The following is a 23,564-nucleotide window of genomic DNA, read 5'->3' on the forward strand; positions in this document are numbered from 1 at the left end:
GCGGCTAATCGCTGCGATCGCGGCCTGAAACGTCCTCGGCACCTAACTCTCAGAACCGACCTCCCGTGAAACTGCTTTTTACACGGCCAAGACCCAACGCGGACGTAGCCGCTGTGCGCAGGCGGAAACCAAGACCTCCTTCAATGCGACGAAACAAAACCTGTCGGGATGAAACCATTTTCCGGCGTTCACGAAGGCATGGTGAAACCGCCGGCCATTAGAAAGCAACCATGGGAAGCGATGGGCCGGGGGGCGCTGCGTAAGGATCGACAATCGCCATGGGGCGAGGAGCGAAGCCATGTCACAGATTCGCAAAGCTCTTCTAGGCGCTGTCGCGACCGCGTTGACGCTCGGTGCAGTGCAGTACGCTTCAGGTCACGACCTCGTAAACCGCTGGCAGGCGGTCTCCGAACAGTCAAGCCACATCGTCAATCGCGCCGGCAAGGCAGATCGTCTTGCCGACCGCAAGCCTTTCGCAGTGCCGACGAAAACGGTTTCGCTGCGCTTGAACGATCTCGCCGATACCTCGGTCTTGCTGCGTATTCCGTCTGCGCAGGCCCGCACCACCAAGCCGCCGACGCTGCTGCGAAATCAGAGCCGTAAGCCGACACTTGCCTGCGAGCCCGTGGTCAGCGCGCTCACGGAAGTCGCAAGGCTTCTGCAGCCCGGCCGTTGCGTGACCTGATCGGCTCAATCCTCACCGTTCATACGCCGACCGGAACGCAAACGGCCGCGCGTTGCCTTCATGCGCCAACGGCTGCTCGAGGCAGCCGCCGATTGGTAGGGAGGGCGAGGCCTCTGTCGGAGGGAACTACTACTTTAGCGGTTCGTCTCAGCCCGCGCCGGCCAGTGCCACCGCATCGGCGCCGACTCGCGGGCGTACCAGAAAATAGAATGCGGAGACGTGCGTGATCATCAGCAGCGGCACGTAGATGATCGGGATCGCGTAGGTTGAGCCAAGCCACTCCGCATGCGCGGGAAGGCCGACCTGGATGGCATCATAGTAGTCGACGACGAGATCGACCGTGCCCGCGAGATTGAAGGCGACGACGAACAGCCAGAAGAGCGTGCGTATCCTCACCGTGAGAAGCGCCAGCATGGCCAGCACCCCGGTCGCGAAGTCGCCCCAGGCGGCGAACACCGCGAAGCCAGCCGGCAGGTCCGGGCTCACGATGCCGGGAAGGATGAAGACGAGCCCGAAGAAGCGGAAGCTGTGCAGAGTGGCGATGGCACGGTGCGCGTCGCGCCCGTCCATCGACCTGAGCCAGGGCCAGACATACGTGCCGAAGCAGAGCAGCCACGCGACATAACCGAGGACAAGATGTATCTGGAAGAGCGTTTCTGTCGTCATTTTGGTCTCCGATCAGATCGCGACTAGCGCATGGATCAACAGGTCCACAGTGCCGTGAATGGGACGGTCCAAAGCAGGCTATGCCAGGCTCGAAGCGGCGGGACGATCGCAGAGGGAGCAGCGTCGGTGGTCATCGGCAGTCCTCCATCCGGATCTCGCCCTTATTGCCGGCGCTCGGGATTGGCCATGAGCAAGCGGAGCGGCAAAAGCGGACCGATTGCGATATACTCGTGGTCCATCAGATCTTGCCTGGCCAATGGGAGATCCCCCATGATCGCCTGCGCCCCGGCGACATCCCTGGCATCGACGAGGAAGATCGCTCCGCGCCCATCGCCACGCGAATACCACTCGCGAATTTTCCCATTGAGATAGAGCTGCACCGTCTGCTGGATTTCAGCGGGCATGACGGCCATGACCTGCTCGCGCGTGACGCCCGTCTTCACGGTCAGGATGACCATCACCCCGGTGGTTGTGGGCGACATGGCTTGTGAGATGGCTTGTGTTTGGGCAACGGATGGATCGATCATGGAAGTCGCTCCCATCAGGGTTAGGGTGAGCATGACGACAAATTTGCGGATGACTTTCATCGGTCTCGTTTCCCGGAGCACGACGGTCTCCTTTGTTCTCTGAGATCGCGCTGACGTCGCAGATGTCCGCCATCAGCGATGCTTCCGATCTGCGAGCGAGACATACGACCGATTGGCGCGAGCGACTATTCGGGATAATGTTGATGGGCTATGAAGCAGAACTTCACAGTCAGACAAGGCGCGCTCGATGGCGTGGAAGCGTTCCTGCGCGTCGCCCAGTACCGCAGTTTCCGCCGCGCAGCCGCGGAGCTCGGCGTCACGCCATCGGCCATCAGCCAGGCGGTCCGTGCGCTCGAGGCACGTGTCGGCGCAGCCTTGTTCATACGCACGACACGCAGTGTCGGCCTGACCGAGGCCGGCGCGCGGTTCCTCTCGCGCGCAAAGCCCGCTTTCGAGGAGCTCGTCGCCGCAAGCGAGGTTGCGCGCGATCTTGGGCAGCGGCCGACTGGACTGTTGCGCCTCACCGTGCCGCGCGCGGTGGTACCGATCCTGTTGGAGCCGCTGATCGCATCCTTCTGCCAGGCCTATCCCGAGGTCGAAGTGGAGATCGCCGCCGGCGAGGAATTGGTCGACCTCGCGGCCAAGGGGTTTGATGCCGGCGTCCGGATGGGCCAATTCATCGCCACCGACATGGTCGCGGTCCGGCTGACGCCCCCCTTCCCGTTCGTGGTCGTCGGCAGCCCCGACTATCTAAGCCGGCACGGGCGACCCGAGCGTATCGACGACCTGCGTCGGCACGCATGCCTGCGCATTCGCCGCAGCAACGGATCGATCGCGCCATGGTCTCTTGTCGATGGCAACAAGACAGTCGAAGCGATCGTCTCGGGGCCGCTGATTGCCCACGACTTTCCCACCATGCTTGGCGCCGCCGTGGAAGGCATGGGACTTGCGCAAGTGCCCGCGCCGATCGCCACCAGCCTGGTGAAGACGGGAAAGCTCATACAGGTCCTGAAGTCTTTCGCGCCAATAGCGCCGGGCGTGTTTCTCTACTATCCGAGCCGTCATCAAACGATGCCGAAACTGAGAGCCTTCATCGACCACGTAAAGGGTCGTCAGGTTGCTGCCGGCAAAACGCGCGTTCACGTTGATGACAAGCGAACGCGCGGGACGAAAACGCGCTGATATCGAAAGCGCGGAACGGTTGATCGAGCAGTTCGAGAAGATGTCGCGGGGGTGAGGGAGACACCGCAGCAAAGCGGTGTCACCGCTTTCGCTTGCGTGCTTTGCCGTATGATGCGAGGAACCTGCGCGTACCGGCTTCCGCGTAACGCCAGAGTTCCGCAACGGCGAGAACAACCCCATGGTGATTGCAGGCAGATGACCCACTCCCCCGTCATGATCGCGTCGTGCGCCTGCGGCAGCGTCGAAGTCAAAGCGCTCGGCAAGCCGATTGTCAGCGCCGCCTGCTATTGCGACGACTGCCAGAAGGGTGCGGCGCAGCTCGAGGCTCTGCCGAATGCGCCTGCCGTCCGCGATCCCGGCGGCGGGACGGCCTATGTGCTTTATCGCAAGGACCGCTTCGCATGCTCCAAGGGAGCCGAGCTCCTGAAGTCTCATAAGCTCAAGGACATTTCGCCGACCAACAGGGTTATCGCGACCTGCTGCAACTCGGCGATGTTCGTCAGTTTCGATCGCGGTCCGCACTGGGTCTCGGCCTACCGGGCGCGATTTCACGGCGAGCTCCCTCCCCTGCAGGCCCGGATCTGCACGAAGTTCAAACCGGAGGGCGTCGTGCTGTCGGACGATGTGCCGAGCTATCGAAGCTATCCGCCCGGTCTCATGGTCAAGCTTCTGGCCTCGCGCATCGCGATGGCGCTGGGAAGATGAGCGTGTGGAATGGGTAGAGCGCAGCGAAACCCATCGGGTTCAACGCGCGGTATTGATGGGATTCGCTGCGCTCTACCCATCCTACCAATGGAGCTCACGCCCTCTTCCCGCTCCGTTTGGTCATCGGCGCGTGACGGCGCTCCCGTTTGCCGCGCGCGATCTCCGTCGCCAGCGCGTCCAGCTTCGGCTCCCAGAAATTCCTGAACTGACCGATCCAGGCATCCACCGACCGAAGCCCCGCGCCGTCGACCGAATAGAGTCGTCTTTGCGCCTCCGCCCGAACCGTCGCAAAGCCGCTCTCGCGCAGCACCTTGAGATGCTGCGACACGGCCGCCTGCGTGATCCCGAACTCGGCCCCGATCGCTTCAACGACCTCACCGGACGCCATCTCCCCCGGGGCGAGCAGCTCGAGGATACGACGGCGCACGGGATCGGCGAGGACCTCGAAGACGTGCATCAGCTTCCTGTGCCCGGATGTGCAACGTCAGGCGGCATCTCGCCGCGGTAGAAGGCGATGGTGCGGTCGGAGCGCTGCTTCGCCGTATCAGGATCGACCCCGCTTGCGACATGCGCCTTGCACCAATATTCACCGCTCGTCGTCATGAATTCCTTGCCGGCAGGAGAGCCCATCCAGGCCTCGGCCGTCTCGTGGTCGACCGATGCGCCGGTCGCAACATATCGCTCCAATCCCGCGATGGCGAGATCCCAGCCGATACCCACCGCACCAGGACCGAACTGATTCCAATGGTCCTCGATAATTGCGGTGTGCTCCAGCGTCAGACGCGCCTGATCGCGTTCTGCCGCCAGCTTGACGTCGATCCAGCTCATCCCGCCGCCGAATTCCCACGTCGCTGCAAAATGCGTCGGCGGCGCACATGCCGTGATGGTGCCGCCCGCGTTCCCCTTCAGCTGGTACCTCCCGCCCAGCTGGAGGTCTCCCTCGACCGGCAGGAACCAGCGCGGAATGCGTTGCCGGCTGGTCACTGCGTCCCAGAGATCGTCGACACTGGTCTCGTAAAGCCGCGTCAGCGTCACCGTGCTGGCTGCTTTTCCATCCTTCTCGAAATTCTTCACCGAACGCGTGACAAGCCCCAAGACCCTGGCGACGTCGATTTCCATTGCATCCCTCCGTATCGTTTCGCGCAATGGCGAGTATCGGCTTTCACTAATATAAGTCAACTCTTATATTAGTGAGACCGTGCCGCCGTGTGGAGCGCGCGATATTGATTGATGCCAGTTCGTCCGCCGTCGGAGGGCGCTATTTCAGAGGCAGGAATACGTCCGCAACCGTCTCATGCTCCGGCACCTCCGGGAAGAAGCTCAGCCGCTGGCAATAGATCGGGAAGTCGCGTGCTTCCTCGCCGCTCGCCGGAAGCCAGTCGCGATAGAGGTAGAGCGCGGCGGGTTCCAGATTGTCGGTGTAGCCGACGACACGCAGCACCGCGCAGCGTCCGCCGGGGATCTCGCCGGCCTTGATCTCTTCGCCGTTCGCCTCGATCGGCTGGTCGGTCCCGACACAGAGGTCCGTGCTGTAAGTGGCGGGCGAGGAAGGACGGCGTTCGGACCGCCAGACATTGAAGGTCGGACTTGTCCTGGGGTGCAGGCCGGCTTTCTTTCGCCATGCGATGAACCGCCGGATGGTGTCGCCGAGCGTCGCCGGGTCGCCCCGATGCTCCATGATCGCCACCCTCGTGGAGGGCACATCGCGTATGGTCACGTCGTCAGTGGTAAAAGTCTTCATGAGCTTGCTCCTCGCGTTGTCGAGAGGCCCGAAGGCCACAAGCCACGGCTCCCAGTCGGGAGAGTTGCGGAACGACGACGGCGATTGCCCGAACCGTTGCCGAAAGGCGCGGGCAAAGGCGTCCGGTGCATCGTAACCGGCGTCCATCGCGATGTCAGTGACACCAAGGGCGTCACTGTAGGCCAGCATGTAGGAAGCGCGCTTCATACGGGCCAGCTGGACATAGCGATGCACGGACAACCCGAAGGTCGCCGTGAACTGCCGGTGGAAATGAAATTTCGAGAAGGCTGCAACGCTGCTCAGCGTTTCCAGGTCCAGATCGCTGTCGAGATGCCGGTCGATATGGTCCAGCACCCGCCGCATCCGGTCCTGATAGTTCTGCAGCGCCGCCTTCATCGTCCCTCCTCCGTGGCGGCTCCAGATAGCCGCTGACGGCGATCATTTGCTCGACCGATCTTGCGGTTTGGAAGTTGTCGCGAATTCGTCGGCCCCGTAGGGCGGATTAGCGAAGCGTAATCCGCCGTCTTCAACGCGGCTCGATGAAAGGTGGTGGATTACGCCTTCGGCTAATCCACCCTACGCCATCACCCCCCGCCACGCCCTACCCGCCGGACATCAGTTCCTTCGCCAGCGCCATATAGGCCGGCAGCGTCACGGGGTCGTTGGCGGCGTTGCCCGCGACGGGGTGCGATGCGTAGCGCGCGATCACCATCTCGGCCTTGGGATCGACGTAGATGCCCTGGCCGTGAACGCCGCGCGCCATATAGGCGCCGTGGGCGTTGTGCGTGACCCACCATTGGTTGCGATAGGACGCGCCGGGCAGCGTGGCGTAGCCGGCCGGCTTGAACTTCTCGGGGGCGCCGCCGCGCGCGATATCCTCGACGACGGACGAAGGCACGATCTGGCGGCCGTTGAAGCGGCCATGATTGCGCATGGTCTCGCCGAACCGGGCGAGATCGCGCAACGCGGTCGAGAGGCCGCCACCGCCGCTCTCGGTGCCGATGCGATCGACGTGATAATGCGCGTCCTCCTCCGCGCCCATTGGCGTCCAGATGCGCTCGGAGAGAAGGTCGGATAACGTCATGCCGCTGGCGCGCCGGCAGATCCAGGCGAGCACATCGGTGTTGACGGTCTTGTAGGCAAAGGCCTTGCCGTGCTCGCCCTGCTTCTTCTGCGCGGCAAGGAAATCGAAGATATTGGTCGGGCCGTCATAGTCAGGCGGAATCGGCGCCATGCCGTTGGCACGGCGCAGGCCCCACACGTGGGAATTCTTGTCGGTATAGACTTCGGTGTATTCGAGCCCCGTGGTCATATCCATGACCTCGTGCACGCGCGCATCGCCGAACGCGCTGGCTTTCAGCTCCGGCACATAATCCGTGACCTGTGCCTGCGGATCGATCTTGCCCTCGGTGACGAGAATGCCGGCCAGCACGCCGGTGAAGGATTTCGTCACCGACATCGCGATATGCGGCTTGTGCGGCTTCAGCGCGCCGAAGTAGCGCTCATGGATCAGCTTGCCCCGATGCAGCACGGCGATGCCGTCGGTATAAGTCTCCTCCAGCATCTTCGCGAACGTCATGGGCCGGCCGTCCATGGTGGTCGAGGCGACCGCGCCGATGTCGTGGTCTTCCCGCGGCAACACGGACGCAGGCCCCGCCCCGCGCCAGACATTCACGGTCGGCACCAGCTGGCGGACGTTGCTCCAGGCCCAGCGCAACTCGGGAAAATTGCGGAACGAGCCGTTCTGGAAGGTGATGGTGCGGTCGGGAGATGGCGGGAAGCCCTTCATCCAGCCGAGCGCTTCGGGGTCGGTCTCGGTGGCGGTCGCGGTCTGTTGGTTGGGGGCGGTTGCAGCGGGCATGAAGGCGGGCTCCGGAGGCGACGATGTAGTCGGCGTACCATGGGACAGCGCCGTCTACATCCCGCGTTTGCGCCGGGGGGCCGTGCAGTGGTCCCGCCGCGCTTTACTCGAAGGTCGCGCTGTTCCAGTACACCGTCGGTGACGACTTGCCGGGATGCACGACGAGAAAGCCGCCCTGCCAGGGGACCACGCTAGGCGTCCGCTGGGTGAACGCGCCAGCGATCGTGCCTGAATCGCTCCAGTCCGCGCCGTCGCTGGTGACCGAGTAACGCACCTTCTTGTTGTTGTCGGCATAGAAGCAATAGAGCGTCCCGTTCGGCCCTGCGGCGAGCGCGCCGCTGGTGTTCGAACAGAGCGACATGCTCGGCAGCAGATTGGGGCCGGTCCAGTTCGAACCGTCGGACGACACATAGGCGCCGAGCACCGTCGGCATCCCCTTTTCGAGACCGGCGATCGGCGCCACGATCACCAGCGCGCCCCCGCAGCTCTCCACCGCAGGCGCCACCAGCCCACCGCCCGCGATCGTCGCAGGCACCGGGCCGTCGACGCTGGGAATCATCACGCTTTGCGGAGACCCGAAATGCACCCAGTCGGTCGTGCTGAGATACTGGATGCTGCCGTCGGCGCCGCCCCAGGCAATATACCAGACGCCGTTGAGCTGGCCGATGCTGGCCCCGGTCGTGGCCGGCGGTGCGGGCCAGAGCCCCGCTGCGCTCCACGGCCCTCCGGACGCCCCAGAGGACGAGATGAAGGCGAGAAGGCTGGTCTTGCCCAGACCGAGCAGCGCCAGTCCGCCCGAGGGCGTCGCGCAGGCGGCCAGTCCGCCGAACGGGCTCATGGTAGGCGACTTCGCACTGGACCATTTACCCTGATTGAGGCTCCACGCACGCATCGCCGGGGGCAAGGGACTCCCCATTCCGATGCAGAGGATTTGCGATCCCGGCATCGTCGCGAGCGCCACCGGAACGAGACTGACGCTCGAAGCGATCGGCGCGTCGGTGCCGAACGGCAGGAAGGTCGGCGTGACGGCCCAGGAGCCCTTCTGCGATGGTCCCGTTGGGCCGGTCAGGTCGCCCTTCGCGATCGGCAGGATCACTTCCGAAAGCCAGGCCTGCAGCGTGGTCGAGCCTGCCACGTACTGCACGGCGTCCTCGACCAGCACGTTCAGTTGCATGCCGCTGGCGGCGGCGGCGACCAATGAGCCTATCTCCGCGTCGGTCAGCGTGGGCTCGATCGGCTGTCCCCAGCGTCCCCTGAAGGCGAGCCAGGGTGGCGAGGTGACGGGCGTGGGAAGGATCGCCTGCGCATCGTTCTGGATCACGACCGGCGGATTGGGCGCGGACAGATTGACGGTCGGACCGCCGCCGCGCGCGTAGTCGGCCACCGCGAAGCGCACGTCCCACACGTCGACGCCGCCGATCTCATAGGTGCTGTTGCTCGCGGCCGGATAGTTGGCATGCGACCCGCTCGCGACATAGACGTTCGGGTGCGTACCGCTGAGCGACAGGAAGCCGTCGTTCGGCGAGCACCATTGTCCGCCCGAATGCTGCGAGAAGAATACGCCGAGGACCTGCTGGTCGATATTGACGCGCACCGTGACGCATTCCCAGTCGCCCCAATGGATCGAGAGCGGCATCAGCGCCTGACCGGTACTGCCGGTCCAACCGGTGACCTCGAAGGTCTCCTGCCCGTTGTAGGGATAGAACAGCCAGTACTGGAGATCGACCATGTCGGTGCGGTCGTCGACCGGCAGGACGTGAACATAGCTGGTGGCGGTGGGGATATAGCCCTTCATCAGCGAGGCCCATATCGCCTGCGGCGCGACCAGATAGTCGTCGGGGCTGCTCTGCTCGGCCGTCCCCCAATTCCACTGACCGGGACCGGAATAGATGCCGCCGGCGGCCTGATAGCCGACCTGGCCGATGTACCAGTCGGTCGACGAGGGCAGATTGACCTCGTCCTTGTCGAGATGAAGGATCGGCGCGAAGTTCGAGACGAGTTCGGCAAGCGTAGGCCAGGCCATGATTTGCTCCCTGCTGGTCGTAGATCGACGGTCGGGAGCTTCGAACAACCGATATTGGACGCGAGCCAGCCCCTGCGCGATAGCCTACAACAATACACGCTTAAAGCGAGATCACATCATACTGAAACTGAGCGCAGATGAAACAGCGCGGCAGCGATGGAGAATTTCACACTGCTGTCATTCGTCTGTGAAGTTTGCGTCCTGGCGCGGCCGCTCGCGCGGGTGCGCGTCATGAGCGAGCACTCGCGCGCCGAGGCTAGTCGAGCAGGCGGCGAGCTATTGTATTGATGGTCAGGTCGATGGCGGCGCCCTGCTCGTCGCCGTCGCCAATGAACCAGGCTGCCGACAACCCCGTCCACGCAACGATCCAGCGAAGCAGCCGCTCGGGCTGAAGTCCCGTCACGGCGACCACGATATCCAGCCGGGCCTCCAGTCGACCCGGCAGGGTCGCAAGCGGACGGCCGGGATCGCTGAGGTCGGGGTTCGTGAAGATGTTGGCATAGTCGAATGTTCGTTCGCCGACGAGCCCATGCGGGTCGATCGCCAGCCATCCCCGCTCACCGAAGTCGAGCACATTCTCGTGGTGCAGGTCGCCGTGCAGCGGACCGATGGCGCGTGGCGCGGCCAGGAGTTGGCGGGCGATGTCGGCGGCGGGCTCGAGTGCCGCGTGGTCCGGGGCGAGCTGGAAGAGCGGCTGAAACCAGTCTTCCAGCGGGTGCAGGTCGGGAAGCGGGCCAGACCGCGTCGCGTGCAGCCGCGCCGCCGTGTCGCAGAGGATCCGGCATGCCTCCTCGTCCCGGCCCGACCAAGCCATCTGCGCGAGATCACCGGCTCCCGAGGCCCGTTCCATCAGCAGCGCGTCCGCAGTCGAGGCAAAGACCCTGGCTGCGCCCTGACCGTCCCACCAGGTCAGAAGGCGATAGCCCGCCCCCTCATCGGGAATACGGGCAACCTTGAGCATTGCAGGCCGGCCCTCATGTCGGACCGGCAGGACCCAGCTGGAATGGGTGGTCAGCAGTGCCCCGTCCGGAACCAGACGCCATCGTTCTAGCCACGTTGTGACTGGCGCTGGAATATGGGGATGCGAGTCCATGGGGTCATCACCTGGGATCATGTCCGGCGCTCTGTCTGCCGGGACTTGATCAATCATGCGGCCGGCCGCCACCGTTTCGTTGCAGCGATACCCTTTCCACGTTTTCGTTTTCCTTTCCCGTGGCCAAAGAGTCGCGCTTTCGCGTCGCGGTCGGCGAAGGTGACGGCGCACCTGCGACGACACGGTCGCAGGTGCGCTCGCCCATGACACCGATGGTCTTCACCGGACTCTGGCGAAACCGTTACCGCTTTCGCCCAGCGCGCCCCTTTGCCTTCGCCGCGCGTTTGCGGCCTGGGGCGGCTGCTCGCGCCGGTCCGCGTGGCGTACGGCCGCCGGTCTCAGTGGACAGTTCGGGACGCAACCTGGCGAGCTTGGCGCGATCGGGCAGCATGTCGGCAAAACCGTCGATCGCGCGCGGCGCGGTCGTATCGTCGCCGGCCGCAGCTGTTGCGGCGCGCGCGCCTGACGGCACTGCGGTCTGGCTGAGCGCCTGCAACCGCCGGCACGCTTCACCGAGGTGATAGGCATCGCCGCCGAGCGCCACCCATTTGCCGACCTCGGGATGCAGCACGAGATTGGCCGAATGGTTGTCGCTCGCGCTGGTCGGATAGTCGACGAACACGTCGATGCCCGACTGCACGCCAACCATCACGCCCTGCGCCGACCACGACACCGCGACGTCGACGCGGTAGCGGCCCGGTTTCTCGAAGGCGAAGCCCGCCGTGCTCCAGAACACCTTCGCTGACGCCGTGACGCTCTTGCCGGGCTCAAGCTCGCCCAGCTTCGCGTGCTCGCACAGGATCACGAACGGCCTGACCGGACGCTCGTGCCCCTCGCCGTCGGTGACGGTGATCGATGCGAACAGCGCCTCGGTGCTGACGTCGTTCGGCGCGCGCAGCGACACGCCGCTGGTGTTCGTCATGGTCCAGGTCAGATCCAGCGGCTGGCCGAGCGCGACGCGGTCGGTCGTGGCCGTGACCGTCAGCGCCAGCTCGGAAGGTTCGAAGTCGTGCCGGTCGGCGGCTTGCGGCGCACCGGTCGGGAACCAGCTTGCGAACGGCCATCCGCCCGGACGAATGACCGGATCGGGCATGTGGTTGAGGTGATGACGGACGTTGGTGTTGTGCGCGAGCGCGATCTGATCCGGGAACACGCCGGGTGCGCCGGTCGCGGGACCGCCGAGCACGTCCGCGACACTCGGCGTCGTGGTCATGATCGAGTTGTCGGCCGCCGTCTCCTGCTCCTGATGGATCTGGTTCAGCGTATGCGTCAGCTCGTGGGTCGCGCTGCGCAGGAACGCTCGCGGCACGTCGCGTTGCTTCTTGTTCGCGGCGAGACCGAAGTTCGAGGAGTCCGAGACGGGATAGCCGTCATCGGAGAAGCTGGCGCAGCCTTCGCGAGGTACGCCGATCTGGTCGTACATGATGCCGCGCGAGCAGCCGAGCTTGGCGGGCACCACGATCATGTGCACGCGCCATTCGGTGTCCAGATTGGTCGCGGGATTGCGTACGGTCGTCATCAGCGCATGCAGATCCGCTGAGCTCCAGCAATTGGTCGCCACCACGCCTGATGGCACCGGAACGTTGAGCTGGTCCTGCACTACCGACAGCTGCCAGCCGGTCTTCGCAAAGACCGTGTCGAAGAACTCGGTGCCACCGGCACCGTCAGGCACCGGCGCGGGCCGGACGGCTCCGACCAGCGTGTCGATCTCCAGCGTGGCGCGGCGGAAGAACTTCGACACCCAGGCGAGCGTGATGCTGCCCTTGTCCACGCCGCCCTCGAACAGCCGGCCCTGGTAGAACGGGCCGCCGGTCAGGGAGAACGGAAACGGCGCCGGCACCTTTGAAAGCTTCATCGTCACGGTGCGCGACGGCGAAGCCGGGAACGTGCCTTTGAACTGGCCGGCCGGCGGCTGCGTGTAATTGAACTGCTCGGCTGTGATCGTCAGCTCGCACTTCTTCGGCGGCGGGACCGCGACAGGCGCGGACACGCTGGTCACCCTGAGATAGGAATGATAGCGCGCGCGGGGGAAGATGGGGATCCGCGGCCTGCGGATCGGAAACGGAATCAGGGGGTCATCGAGCGCACTGAGCGAACCGGCCAGGCTCGTCAATCCCGAGCCCGCCGCCGCTTCATCTTCGTCCGCGTCGCCCACCGGCACCACGAGCCCCACCGGCGGGATCGGACCGATCACCGGCCGGCGCGAGTAGAGATCGCCGCTGACGATCAGATGGTCGGCGCCGCCGTCGGGTGCCGAGCGATCGACGCGCAGCGTGCCTTCAAAGGTCACGAAGCCCGCGGTCGGCCTGAAGTTGATCTGGTAGCAGCCTTCGCGGAAGTCGAGCCTGCACAGCCTGAACGGCGGAAACGGCTGCAGATCGGTCGAGGCCGGCTGATCGCCGGACTCCTCGTCGCTGAAGCTGATTTGGCGCGACAGGGGGACTTGCGGCTTCATCGCGGGCTCGACCGATGCCGCGGTCATCTTGGAAAGGCTGCCACTCGATTCATGCTCTGAGCAATTGCACATGTCGTCTTCTCCTCGTTGAAAGGGTGAGACGATCGACGTGAGCATCGGGCTCGTTCGCGGGTACAGCCGCGTTATTTCGGTCAGCTGTGGCGTGCGCAGTCCTACGCGCGCCGATAGGTCACGACACAGCCCTCTGAATCCGTAAACTCAAATCGGTCGGCCTTGAGTGAAATGCGATAGGTCACAAGTTCATCAGTCGCCGTCCCGACGACGAGTGTGTTGGAATCTTCGAGACGGTAGATTCCCGCGTCCCACCACACCATGCCCTGCCCTGGTCCGCGCATGCCGCGGTAGGTGCCGGTCGAGAATGTGAGAGTGGCGGGATATTTGTCCGCACACGCAGCCGACGTGGATTTGGTCCACGTACCAACCATGCTCTGTTCGTGTTTGTCAGCCATAGTGTCTCCATAGCTCTCATCGGCCGAGCGGCCGATTGGAGGCTATTTCAACATGCCGTTCTGGCGTGTGCAGCTCATTTGAGGCTGATGTGATGGCAGGTGTGTCAAATCGACTAAATTCACCTCGCTCAATCACAACAGGTACTCTATCGCAGCATTGACGCAAGCGTGCGTGTGAGATGCTTCACACCGAAGGTGCGACAATTGAGCACCGGCGATGAGAGCGAGATGAAAGCGCGGCGGAGAAGCAGCTCAGTCCGCATCTTGCGACAGCGGGCTCAAGTCACAGCCGGCGTTCGTGAACCGGACATTTGGACGGCGCGGTTCGCAGAGGCGTGGTCGTGTTGCAGGTTCGCAGCACGCCTGACATTCCCTGTCGGCACCAACTGACGCAAATTCAATCGGAGACGTTCACTTCCGAACCGTGCGGTTGACCTTGGTGTCCATCAAGGCGCTGAGAGGTCCGGTAGCGGCCGGGCGACATGCCATGATGTCGATGAAAGAGTTTTGAAAACGCCGCCGCTGTCTCGTAACCGACCTGGCTCGCGATCCGTGCGATGGGCTCATCGCTGGTTTCGAGCAGGAACGCCGCTTCCGCCATCCGGCGTTCGATCACATAACGATGCATCGACTGGCCGACGAGCTTGGTGAAGCGGGCCGAAAATACCGAGCGGCCGAGCCCCACGCGATGGCCGAGGTCGCTCAGGGTCCAGGGCCGCTCCGGGTTTTCGTGGATCAACTTGAGCGCCGGTCCGATATGGCCCCGAGCCAGCCGCCTTGTCCGGGACTGAGAGACGCGATCCAGCTTCGGAGCACCTCGACAAACAGCACTTCCGTCAGTCGTGAGAGCGCGACGCGCTGGCCGGGACGCTCGTGCGCGGACTCACTCACCATGCGCCGCAGGATCGCTTCGAGCCAGCCACCGTCCGCCGTCGGCTTCAACAGAAGCACGGGCGGAAGCATTTCCAGCACGCTGCTGAACGAGGGCCGCGACACGGTGAAATTGCCGCAGATCATGGTCGAGAGCGGCTTGGCACGGCCGCCGTGACGAACGACGCCAAGACGTGCCGACGATCGATCGAGGTCCACAATCTGCAAAGGCTTGGCCCGGCGATCCGAATAAAACACATGGGGCTCGCCGCGTGTGATGACGACAAAATCGCCCTCGGTCATCTGGATTTCTTGTCCGAGTTCGAGCGCGAGGGTCGCGGAGCCCCGACTGAGATAGTGAAACAGCGCGTAGGGGCGCGCCGGCAGCGCCAAATTCCAGGGATGGCCGAGCTCGAAGTGGAACAGCAGCGTCCCACCGAGACGAACGCGATCGAGCACTTGGGCGAGGATGTCCATGCCGCCGAAGTTAGTCCGGTGGACGGTCGGACACAACATCCGGACGATTGATCCCTACCGTCCGAAAAGCCTGCGAACTAGGTCATGTCGCGGCGGGCCGACGTCATGTGCGGCAACCATCTCGCCAACGGCGGATGGAAGAAACCGCGACCAGGCAGGAAACGCCTGTCCATTCCCCCGGACCTTATTCCGTCCGACATATCAACAGGAACAATCAATGCTAAATATCCTTCTCTCAGCCGCCACCGTACTCCTGGCCGGAACGGCATGGGTCGGCCCCGCCCATTCCGCTGAGCTGCCCAAGGGAGCAGCCCACAACATCGTGCTCGTGCACGGCGCTTTCGTGGACCAGACGAGCTGGCAGCCCGTTGCCGATATTCTGTCGAAGAAGGGCTACAACGTCACGCTCGTGGAAAATCCGCTCACTTCGCTCGCCGCTGACGTCGATGCCACCAAACAGGCGCTCGCGAAACAGGACGGCAGGACCGTTCTGGTCGGCCATTCATGGGGCGGCGTGGTGATCACGCAAGCCGGCAACGATCCCAAGGTCTCGGCGCTGGTCTATGTCTCCGCCTTCGCACCGGAGGTCGGTCAATCCCTGGCGTTGCTGGCCAAAGACGGCCCGCAGACCGAAGGCGTCAAGGCGATCCATCCCGACGCGAAGGGCAATCTGTATATCGATCCTAAGTTGTTTCCGTCAGCCGTCGCGGCTGACCTTCCTCCTGAGATCGCCGAGCACCTGGCCAACTCGCAGCTTCCGCTGAGCCTCGCTGCGTTCGAGGCGCCTGTCAGCATTGCGGCCTGGCGCGACAAGCCGACGTTCTACGTCATCACCACGAAGGACAAAGTCATCGCGCCCGAGGTCCAGAAGTTGTTCGCAGCCAGGATGAAGGCTCAGACGACGGAAGTCGCCGGCAGCCATGCCTCGCTCGTGGTCCATGCGAAGGAAGTCGCTGAGGTCATCGAAAAGGCGGCGCTCGCGAAGTGACGAACCTGCTCCCGGCGCTGTCGCGCCGGGAGCGCGCACGCTCGCTCGGAGGAATGCGGAACGCCTCGGACCGCGATGGCGCGAAGCGCCAGCGACATCCTAGAGGAAGGTTTCGGTCGCCGCGCTGCGTGCGTCACCCGCTCGATCATTTCATGCCAAGCATCCGGAGTACGATATGACTCAACTCGACATCGCGAACCAGGACGCCCTCACACTCGAAACGGCGCCAACCCATTACATCGAAGGCCACGGAATCCGCTTCGCCTATCGCCGTCTCGGCCCCACGACTGGAACTCCGCTGGTTCTTCTGCAGCACTTCTCGGGAAACATCGACGGATGGGATCCCGCCGTCGTCAACGCTCTGGCCGCTGATCGCCCCGTGATCGCCTTTGACAACGCAGGGGTCGGCCGGTCGACCGGTCAAACGCCCGACAACGTCGCGACGATGGCACGAGACGCCGTGGATTTCATCGACTTGCTCGGCCTCTCCGAAGTGGACCTGCTTGGCTTCTCCCTCGGCGGCTGCGTCGCTCAGCAGATCGCCGCCGAACACGGACAGCTGGTCCGCAAGCTCATACTCGTCGGTACCGCGCCGAAAGGCGGAGAGGAACACCTGTTAGCGGTTCTGCAGGAAGCGTTTTCCCAAACCGATGCGCCGGACCCCCGCCTGCCGCTGTTCTTCACGAATTCATCCGCCAGCCGGTCGTCCGGCTTGGCCTTCCTGAAGAGGACCAAGGTGCGCAAGGATGATCGGGACACCGATAACGGCAACGCGGTAACCGATCCACAGGCCAAGGCGCTGATCACCTGGTGCGCCACACCTGATCCCGGGCACGCCATTCTGCGCGCTATCCGCCAGCCCGTTCTTGTGGTCAGCGGCAGCCACGACACCATGCTGCCTGCGAACAACGCTTACGCAATGTCTAGGGAACTGAGTAACGCTCAGCTGGTCCTCTATCCCGATTCAGGGCACGGCGCGCTGTTTCAGCACCACGACATCTTCGTCAGCCACGTCCGGACTTTCCTGGATGCCCAACCCGCCCGTGGCCGCATGACACAAGGCGCGTTCTGACGGGATCAGGCGCACTTTATCCATGAGAATTGTTACAGAGGACAAAATGACAATCGCTAAAATCGAAGTAGAGCGCTTCAGCCTCACGAGCTTAAAATCATTCGACACTATTGTGGCGGCGCTCAAGTCGGCGGTCGGGCAGCCCAACATGGTCGAATTTTTCAAGGAAACGAGGGCGACAAATTCCTTCCCGGATTTGGAGCGCGTTGTACGAAGCGGCCTCGGCCGAACGGACCTTATGCTCTTCGCAGAATTTGACTTGGGCGACATTCTGCGTCGCGAAGCCGGATCCAAGACGCCTAAAATCGTACGGCTTGTGATCGGCAATCCACTCATCATGAAAGAAATGGTCAAGCACGTGCCCGATGCTGGATCTTACGCTCCAGTCACGGTGCTCATTGATGAGCGTTCCGATGGCGTGCATGTCTCTTACGACAAAATGGAGAGTTTTCTGCTGCCTTATGGCAATTCGGACGCACTCTCCGTCGCCCGAAATCTTGATACGAAAATCACAACCTTGCTACGCGAATGTGCAAGCTAAACGCCCTCGACGTCTTCGGCCGATGGAAGTGCGTACCTCATAGCAGTCGCGGAACGAGCTTTGAGTCACAAGCAGCCGTCGCGACCAAACATCGCGCCCGTGGCCCAGAAGTTGTTCGCGGCTAGGATGAAGGCTCAGACGACGGAAGTCGCCGGCAGCCATGCCTCGCTCGTCGTCCATGCGAAGGAGCTCGCTGAAGTCATCGAAAAGGCAGGGCTCGCCAAGTGACGAACCTGCTCCCGGCGCTGTCGGTGTCGGGAGCAGCCTGTGTTTATGCAGAGGACAATTGGGAGGTCGCTTCCAAGATTCTGAAGGGCCGCCTGCACCGGCGTCAACGGCGGGCGATGGAATCTGGCTCTTGGCAGGCGTGTTTGTGAGCCGCTCACACCGAAGGTGCGACAATTGAGCACCGGTGCTCGGAAGGAAATGAAATCGCGGGCAACCAAGGAAATCAATCTGGCAGGTGGGTGGATGTGGCGAAGCACCACCCCCAAATGCTCATTGCTTGAAACAATGCTCGCGATGCCACTTTAAAAAATGCGGATGAGGCCGGTCCGATGGCCTCCTCGGCTCAAGCGCACGACCGGTCTTGTTGATGACCGATCGAACGCCTTCCAGGTCGTTTGTCTGGCGCGAGATCAATATTTCCAAATCATCGGCCAAGCTGATCAGACCGCGATCGAACATCCAATGAGCGGTACCGGACAGTGCGATCCCGTTGCTCACGATGTCCGGCCCGCTCGCCTCCACAGGCCGAATGTGCGCAGCTGCAACTTCTGCGCGCCCCATCCCGTTAATTAGTTTCAACCCGGTAATGGCACAGCGCTCGTCGTAGGCACGCAGTACAATCCGGCGAAAAACTCGATCGCGCAAAACTCTGGATACCGTAAGGCTGACGCGATCTCGCTGCTGCTCAAAGATGAACGGCGCCTGCTCTTTTTCGTCAATTTGAGACAACCGAACATCGGCATCAACCCGGGGCAACACCGGTGCGCCTTCTGTGAAACCGAGCTCGAATATTCGATTGAAATCGTCGGGTGAGATTGGCCGAACCGCCGCCTGAGCACGTCCCGAAATTCGTCCCCGCTCGTTCAACACGCCGCGCTCCACCGGACCATCAGGCCCGTTGAAAGCGACTGGATTGGCAAAATCGAGATAACTTCCGGGTTCAATCAGAGCGAGATACATCCCCGAAGTACCGGGGTCAGGAATAACCTGCTGAACCCGAGCAATCGCAAAGTAGCCGCGCGTCTCGGTAACCTTGCTCGGTTCGTAATAGATGATCCAGTCACCGACGCAGGCTTGAACGCGACGCAAATACTGACTGGGGAACTGATACCGTTCAGCCGGGCTGTCATCGTAGATCGAGTCCAATCGATGGATGAATACCCCAAACCCCATGATCTATGCTGCGACGCCTCTCCGGGAAGTAACCACCGAATTCAGTGCTGTTGAACTTGGAGCCCCCTACTCCCACTCAATCGTCCCGGGCGGCTTGCTCGTCACGTCGTACACCACCCGGTTCACGCCCTTCACCTCGTTGATGATGCGCGTGGCGGTCTCGCCGAGAAACTTCATGTCGAACTGATAGAAGTCCGCGGTCATGCCGTCGGTTGAGGTGACGGCGCGGAGGCCCACGACGTAGTCGTAGGTGCGGCCGTCGCCCATGACGCCCACCGTCTTCACGGGAAGCAGCACGGCGAAGGCCTGCCAGATGTCGTCGTAGAGGCCGTGCTTGCGGATCTGGTCGATGTAGACGGCATCGGCCTTGCGCAGGATGTCGAGCTTGTCCCTGGTGATGTCGCCGGGGCAGCGGATGGCGAGGCCGGGGCCCGGGAACGGGTGGCGGCCGACGAAGATTTCGGGCAGGCCGAGCTCATAGCCGAGCTTGCGCACCTCGTCCTTGAACAGCTCGCGCAGGGGCTCGACGAGCTTCATGTTCATGCGCTCAGGCAGACCGCCGACATTGTGGTGCGACTTGATCGTCACCGAGGGGCCGCCGGTGAAGGAGACGCTCTCGATCACGTCGGGGTAGAGCGTGCCTTGCGCGAGGAAGTCGGCGCCGCCGATCTTCTTGGCTTCCGCTTCGAACACCTCGATGAAGAGGCGTCCGATGGTCTTGCGCTTGGTTTCGGGATCGGTGACGCCTTCGAGCTCGCCGAGGAACTGCTTGGACGCGTCCACGTGCACGAGCGGGATGTTGTAGTGGTGGCGGAACAGGTCCACCACAGTCTTGGCTTCGTCGAGGCGCAGCATGCCGTGGTCGACGAACACGCAGGTGAGCTGGTCGCCGATCGCTTCGTGGATCAGCACGGCCGCGACCGCTGAATCGACGCCGCCGGAGAGGCCGCAGAGCACCTTGCCCTTGCCGACCTGGGCGCGGATCTTGGCGATCTCCTCCTCGCGGAAGGCGCGCATGGTCCAGTCGCCGGAGAGGCCCGCGATCTTGCGGACGAAATTGCGGATCAGCTTGGCGCCGTCGGGCGTGTGCACCACTTCGGGGTGGAACATCAGGCCGTAATATTTGCGCTTCTCATCCTGGATGATCGCGAACGGTGCGTTCGGCGAGGTGCCGGCCACCGAGAAGCCCGGCGGCATTTTTGTGATGCGGTCGCCGTGGCTCATCCAGACCTGGTTCTTGCCGCCGGGCGACCAGACGTCCTCGAACAGCTTGCTCGGCGCCTTCACCTCGACATCGGCACGGCCGAATTCGCGGTGATGGCCGCCCTCGACGGTGCCGCCGAGTTGCTCCGCCATGGTCATCTGGCCGTAGCAGATGCCGAGCACGGGCACGCCGGAGGCGAAGATCAGCTGCGGGGCGCGGGGCGAGCCGGCTTCATGCACCGACTCAGGTCCGCCGGAGAGGATCACCGCTTTGGGTTTCATCTCCTTGAAGGCTTCTTCGGCCTTATTGAACGGGACGATCTCGCAATAGACGCCGTCCTCGCGCACGCGACGCGCGATCAGCTGCGTCACCTGGCTGCCGAAGTCGACGATGAGAATCTTGTCGTGCGCCGAGGCCACCGAGGGCGTCGACGCGGAGCGGTCGTTCTGTGCTGCTGTCATGGCCAGCAAATACGCGACCGTGCCCCTGCCCGCAACCGCGCGATGCGCGCGCCCACATTCTTCTTTGGGCATGGACAAACGGATATAGGTAAGTAATATTGACCTAATATACCCTCGCGCCAAACAGAGGGCAATCGGGGAGAACGCCATGTCACAGCACCATCAGCCATCAACGCTTGCCGCGCTCGGCCGGACCTGGGTCGAGGCCTGGAACGCGCGCGATCTCGAGCGCGTGCTGACGCTCTACGACGAGGACACCGTGATGGCCTCCGACCGTATCCCCGCGATGGGGTTCGATGCCAGCGGCACCGTGCGCGGCAAGGACGCGTTGCGGGCGTATTGGGGCAAGGCGCTCGCCCTGCTGCCGGAGCTGCATTTTGCGCTGATCGACCTGTTCGTCAGCCCGGATAGCGTCGTGGTGTTTTACGAGAACGAGCGGGGCAAGCGGATCTGCGAGTATCTGCGGGTGAATGATGCGGGGCTGATCGTGCAGGGGTCGGCGAACCATTTGGTGTAGTGACAGCTCGCTGGATTGGACGGTGCCGCCCCATCCACCGCTGTCATTCCCCGCGCAAGCGGGGAATCCAGTACGCCGCGGCTTCTCCGCATCACGGCACGGCCTCTGGAATACTGGATCGCCCGATCAAGTCGGCGATGACACCGAGTATTGCTCGCAATGACGGAGACTGCCGGACGAGCGTGCGCTAACACTGCGCCCGCCGGCTCTGAGACAGGATCACCACCCATGAAACTCCCCGCCTCCCCCTTCACCGTCACAGACTGGAGCAAGGTCGAGGCCACCACGCATCCCGGCGAGACCGGGCAGGCCAAGTGGCGGACGCTCAACATCGGCGATCTCCGGGTGCGGATGGTCGAGTATTCGCCGGGCTATCTCGCCGACCATTGGTGCGACCGCGGCCACGTGCTCTACGTGCTCGAGGGCGAGCTCGACAGCGAGCTGCGCGACGGGCGGAAATTCAAGCTCACCGCGGGGATGAGCTACCAGGTCTCGGACTTCGGCGACGCCGCGCACCGGTCCTCGACGGCCACGGGGGCGACGCTTTTCATCGTGGATTGAGGGCTGTCGGGCGGCTCATTTGCACCGCAAAATAGCAAAGCCGCGCCACATGCCGGCCCACGGGTGGCGCCTTGAAGTAGCCCCAAATTCTCGCTATATTGTGATCATCGATACTTGGCCGAACGACTGGGCCGCTTCGCTTCGTTGCAGACGGGCGCGCACGCTTCAGATGACTTCCCCAAACATCGACTGAACAGGATCATGGGCGCAATTTCGCGTACCGGTCCACGTGCGTATCCTCTCTAACTAACTAAAGGAAATTCCCATGGCTATGGGCACCGTGAAGTGGTTCAACACCCAAAAGGGTTATGGTTTCATCCAGCCGGATGACGGCCAGAAGGACGTGTTCGTTCACATCAGCGCCGTCGAGCGCGCTGGCCTCTCCTCCCTCAACGAGGGTCAGAAGGTCTCGTTCGACATCGTCGCCGACCGCCGCAGCGGCAAGTCGTCGGCTGACAATCTCCGCGTCGGCTAACGCCCACGCACCGTTCTGACCACGGACGTACCGGCAGAACGTCGAGTTAGAAAGCCCCGCGAGCTTCGGTTCGCGGGGTTTTTGTTTTGGGGAACTGCGGCGCGGCACACGCGGTGCCGTAGGGTGGGCAAAGGCGCGCTCTTCGCGCGCCGTACCCACCACCGTTCACACTGCGAATGGTGGGCACGCTTTCGCTTTGCCCACCCTACGAGGGTCACTACGAGAGCTACGTCTTCTTCAGCACCGAGACGAAGAACCCGTCCGTCCCCGTTCGCCGCGGCGTCATCAGCCAGCCTTCATCCGACTGCAGCGCGGCCTTTGCGAAATCCTCCGCCTTGTCCCAGAGCACGCTTGCGGTCTGCTCGGGCGGCACGACGGCGAACTCGGGATGGCGGGCGGTGAACGCCCTCACCTGCTCGCCGTTCTCTTCCGCCAGCACCGAACAGGTGATGTAGGCGATGCGCCCGCCGGCCTTGACCAGCGGCACGGCGCGCTCCAGCACCTCGGCCTGGTCACGCAGGCGGATCTCCAGCGCGCCGGGGCGCATGCGCCATTTGGCGTCCGGATTGCGGCGCCAGGTGCCGGTTCCCGTGCAGGGCGCATCGATCACGACGAGGTCGGCGGTGCCGCTGATGTCGGCCAGCGGATCGGCCTCGCCCTTGGGCGTGCGAACATCGGCATTATGGACGCCGGCGCGCGACAGGCGCTCGTGGATCGGGGCAAGCTGGCGTTTGTCGCTGTCGGTGGCGATCAGCCGGCCCTTGCCCTGCATCATGGCCGCGAGCGCCAGCGTCTTGCCGCCGGCGCCGGCGCAGAGATCGATCACCTGCTCGCCGGGTTTTGCCGCGGTGAAGCTCGCCGCAAGCTGCGATCCCTCATCCTGCACTTCAACGGCGCCCTTGATGAAATCCTCCTCCGCCTGGAGGCCGGGATTGCGCGCATCGGCCGAAAGCTCGATGCGCAGGCCGTTTGCGGACCATGGCGTCGGTTCCGCATGAAGATGAGCAAGCCCGCGCAGCACCTTGTCGCGATTGGATTTTAGCGTGTTGACGCGCAAATCGAGCGGCGCCCGGCTCGCCATCGCAGCCGCCTCCGCGGCGCGCTCCTCGCCGAACACTTTCGCAAAGTACGGGTCGAGCCAGTCCGGATAGTCGCCGGCGATCGCAGCCGGTGCGTCCTTGAGGGAACGCGAGGCCAGCGCGGCCTGCTCGGCCTCGGTCAACGGCGCCGGTGCAAACCGGCTGCCGTCGAGCAGCGCGCCCATGGTGGCCGCGTCCATGTTGCGCTCGAGGCGGAGCATGCCGATCAGCCGGGCGCGCGCGGTATCGGCATCCATCAGGAAGGCGCTCGAGGCATAGCGGCGCAGCACGTCCCAGACGAGGCCCGCGATGGCGGCGCGGTCGCCGGAGCCGGCGAAGCGGTGCGCGGTGCCCCACTCCTTCAGCGCCTTGGCGGCGGGCACGCGGTCCTTCTCGATGGTGTCGATCAGTTCGATGGCTGCGGACAGCCGGGCAGCGGGAGTCATTTGAATCTTTCAGGTCAGGAATGGCTATTTTTGTTTTGCGCTGATCTTGTCGGAAAACCGGTAT

Annotated in this window: 22 protein-coding genes and 2 pseudogenes; 10 read left to right on the forward strand and 14 right to left on the reverse strand. The window is 63.5% G+C overall.

Annotated features, from left to right (window positions below; genetic code table 11):
* Positions 1 to 298 precede the first annotated feature (298 nt).
* A complete protein-coding gene (locus ABIB99_RS16825) occupies positions 299 to 685 on the forward strand; it encodes a hypothetical protein (protein WP_354176695.1) in 387 nt (128 codons plus the stop codon).
* Between the two features lie 147 nt (positions 686 to 832).
* Here ABIB99_RS16825 and ABIB99_RS16830 read toward each other — a convergent pair whose 3' ends face one another.
* Positions 833 to 1,351: a DUF8737 domain-containing protein gene (locus tag ABIB99_RS16830; protein ID WP_354176696.1), complete on the reverse strand. Its 519-nt coding sequence runs from the start codon at positions 1,349 to 1,351 to the stop codon at positions 833 to 835.
* A gap of 161 nt (positions 1,352 to 1,512) precedes the next feature.
* Entirely contained in the window at positions 1,513 to 1,938 is a 426-nt protein-coding gene (locus ABIB99_RS16835) for a hypothetical protein (protein WP_354176697.1), read from the reverse strand.
* Positions 1,939 to 2,088: 150 nt separating this feature from the next.
* Here ABIB99_RS16835 and ABIB99_RS16840 point away from each other — a divergent pair, with 150 nt between their 5' ends.
* A complete protein-coding gene (locus ABIB99_RS16840) occupies positions 2,089 to 3,060 on the forward strand; it encodes a LysR family transcriptional regulator (RefSeq protein ID WP_354176699.1) in 972 nt (323 codons plus the stop codon).
* A gap of 195 nt (positions 3,061 to 3,255) precedes the next feature.
* Positions 3,256 to 3,765: a GFA family protein gene (locus ABIB99_RS16845; protein ID WP_354176701.1), complete on the forward strand. Its 510-nt coding sequence runs from the start codon at positions 3,256 to 3,258 to the stop codon at positions 3,763 to 3,765.
* Between the two features lie 94 nt (positions 3,766 to 3,859).
* Here ABIB99_RS16845 and ABIB99_RS16850 read toward each other — a convergent pair whose 3' ends face one another.
* The 9 genes and pseudogenes from ABIB99_RS16850 to ABIB99_RS16890 form a co-directional block, all read right to left on the reverse strand.
* The gene (locus tag ABIB99_RS16850) at positions 3,860 to 4,222 is read right to left on the reverse strand and encodes an ArsR/SmtB family transcription factor (protein ID WP_135214285.1); all 363 of its coding nucleotides are present in this window, start codon (positions 4,220 to 4,222) and stop codon (positions 3,860 to 3,862) included.
* Positions 4,222 to 4,884: an SRPBCC family protein gene (locus ABIB99_RS16855; protein WP_354176703.1), complete on the reverse strand. Its 663-nt coding sequence runs from the start codon at positions 4,882 to 4,884 to the stop codon at positions 4,222 to 4,224. Before ABIB99_RS16855 ends, ABIB99_RS16850 begins: the two co-directional genes overlap by 1 nt.
* A gap of 139 nt (positions 4,885 to 5,023) precedes the next feature.
* Entirely contained in the window at positions 5,024 to 5,902 is an 879-nt protein-coding gene (locus tag ABIB99_RS16860) for an AraC family transcriptional regulator (RefSeq protein ID WP_063983771.1), read from the reverse strand.
* Positions 5,903 to 6,107: 205 nt separating this feature from the next.
* Positions 6,108 to 7,367 (reverse strand): serine hydrolase domain-containing protein, encoded by a 1,260-nt coding sequence (locus ABIB99_RS16865; RefSeq protein ID WP_354176705.1) that lies wholly within the window; start codon positions 7,365 to 7,367, stop codon positions 6,108 to 6,110.
* Between the two features lie 103 nt (positions 7,368 to 7,470).
* Positions 7,471 to 9,390 carry a Vps62-related protein gene (locus tag ABIB99_RS16870; protein WP_354176706.1) on the reverse strand — a complete coding sequence of 640 codons (1,920 nt, stop codon included), beginning with the start codon at positions 9,388 to 9,390 and terminating at the stop codon, positions 7,471 to 7,473.
* Positions 9,391 to 9,646: 256 nt separating this feature from the next.
* Positions 9,647 to 10,540, reverse strand: a complete 894-nt coding sequence (locus ABIB99_RS16875; protein ID WP_502917503.1) for an APH(6)-I family aminoglycoside O-phosphotransferase — start codon at positions 10,538 to 10,540, stop codon at positions 9,647 to 9,649.
* Between the two features lie 184 nt (positions 10,541 to 10,724).
* The gene (locus ABIB99_RS16880) at positions 10,725 to 12,965 is read right to left on the reverse strand and encodes a COG1361 family protein (RefSeq protein ID WP_354176709.1); all 2,241 of its coding nucleotides are present in this window, start codon (positions 12,963 to 12,965) and stop codon (positions 10,725 to 10,727) included.
* Positions 12,966 to 13,111: 146 nt separating this feature from the next.
* Entirely contained in the window at positions 13,112 to 13,408 is a 297-nt protein-coding gene (locus ABIB99_RS16885) for a hypothetical protein (protein WP_028150930.1), read from the reverse strand.
* A gap of 397 nt (positions 13,409 to 13,805) precedes the next feature.
* A pseudogene (locus ABIB99_RS16890) lies at positions 13,806 to 14,755 on the reverse strand (cupin domain-containing protein).
* Between the two features lie 217 nt (positions 14,756 to 14,972).
* Here ABIB99_RS16890 and ABIB99_RS16895 point away from each other — a divergent pair.
* The 4 genes and pseudogenes from ABIB99_RS16895 to ABIB99_RS16910 all read left to right on the forward strand — a co-directional run.
* The gene (locus ABIB99_RS16895; protein WP_063983778.1) at positions 14,973 to 15,743 is read left to right on the forward strand and encodes an alpha/beta hydrolase; all 771 of its coding nucleotides are present in this window, start codon (positions 14,973 to 14,975) and stop codon (positions 15,741 to 15,743) included.
* A gap of 175 nt (positions 15,744 to 15,918) precedes the next feature.
* The gene (locus ABIB99_RS16900) at positions 15,919 to 16,815 is read left to right on the forward strand and encodes an alpha/beta fold hydrolase (RefSeq protein WP_063983779.1); all 897 of its coding nucleotides are present in this window, start codon (positions 15,919 to 15,921) and stop codon (positions 16,813 to 16,815) included.
* 46 nt (positions 16,816 to 16,861) lie between these two features.
* On the forward strand, positions 16,862 to 17,356 hold the full coding sequence (locus tag ABIB99_RS16905) for a DUF302 domain-containing protein (RefSeq protein WP_354176712.1): 495 nt from the start codon (positions 16,862 to 16,864) through the stop codon (positions 17,354 to 17,356).
* Between the two features lie 90 nt (positions 17,357 to 17,446).
* Positions 17,447 to 17,584 (forward strand): annotated as a pseudogene (locus tag ABIB99_RS16910) (alpha/beta hydrolase); the annotation flags it as partial.
* 270 nt (positions 17,585 to 17,854) lie between these two features.
* On the opposite strand, the gene ABIB99_RS16915 reads toward ABIB99_RS16910, so the two are convergent.
* Together ABIB99_RS16915 and guaA are read right to left on the reverse strand one after the other, a co-directional pair.
* On the reverse strand, positions 17,855 to 18,757 hold the full coding sequence (locus tag ABIB99_RS16915) for an HNH endonuclease (RefSeq protein ID WP_354176713.1): 903 nt from the start codon (positions 18,755 to 18,757) through the stop codon (positions 17,855 to 17,857).
* A gap of 66 nt (positions 18,758 to 18,823) precedes the next feature.
* Positions 18,824 to 20,422, reverse strand: a complete 1,599-nt coding sequence (gene guaA / locus ABIB99_RS16920) for a glutamine-hydrolyzing GMP synthase (protein ID WP_354176715.1) — start codon at positions 20,420 to 20,422, stop codon at positions 18,824 to 18,826.
* 148 nt (positions 20,423 to 20,570) lie between these two features.
* Here guaA and ABIB99_RS16925 point away from each other — a divergent pair, with 148 nt between their 5' ends.
* The 3 genes from ABIB99_RS16925 to ABIB99_RS16935 all read left to right on the forward strand — a co-directional run bounded on the left by ABIB99_RS16925 (position 20,571) and on the right by ABIB99_RS16935 (position 21,975).
* Entirely contained in the window at positions 20,571 to 20,939 is a 369-nt protein-coding gene (locus tag ABIB99_RS16925; protein ID WP_354176716.1) for a nuclear transport factor 2 family protein, read from the forward strand.
* A 228-nt stretch (positions 20,940 to 21,167) separates the two neighbouring features.
* The gene (locus tag ABIB99_RS16930; protein WP_063983785.1) at positions 21,168 to 21,500 is read left to right on the forward strand and encodes a DHCW motif cupin fold protein; all 333 of its coding nucleotides are present in this window, start codon (positions 21,168 to 21,170) and stop codon (positions 21,498 to 21,500) included.
* A 265-nt stretch (positions 21,501 to 21,765) separates the two neighbouring features.
* Positions 21,766 to 21,975 (forward strand): cold-shock protein, encoded by a 210-nt coding sequence (locus ABIB99_RS16935; RefSeq protein ID WP_008141931.1) that lies wholly within the window; start codon positions 21,766 to 21,768, stop codon positions 21,973 to 21,975.
* A 226-nt stretch (positions 21,976 to 22,201) separates the two neighbouring features.
* On the opposite strand, the gene ABIB99_RS16940 is transcribed toward ABIB99_RS16935, so the two are convergent.
* Positions 22,202 to 23,500, reverse strand: coding sequence for an RsmB/NOP family class I SAM-dependent RNA methyltransferase (locus tag ABIB99_RS16940; protein ID WP_354176718.1), 1,299 nt, complete (start codon positions 23,498 to 23,500; stop codon positions 22,202 to 22,204).
* Positions 23,501 to 23,564 lie beyond the last annotated feature (64 nt).

The sequence above is a fragment of the Bradyrhizobium sp. LA6.1 genome, from assembly GCF_040547805.1.
GTDB lineage: Bacteria > Pseudomonadota > Alphaproteobacteria > Rhizobiales > Xanthobacteraceae > Bradyrhizobium > Bradyrhizobium barranii.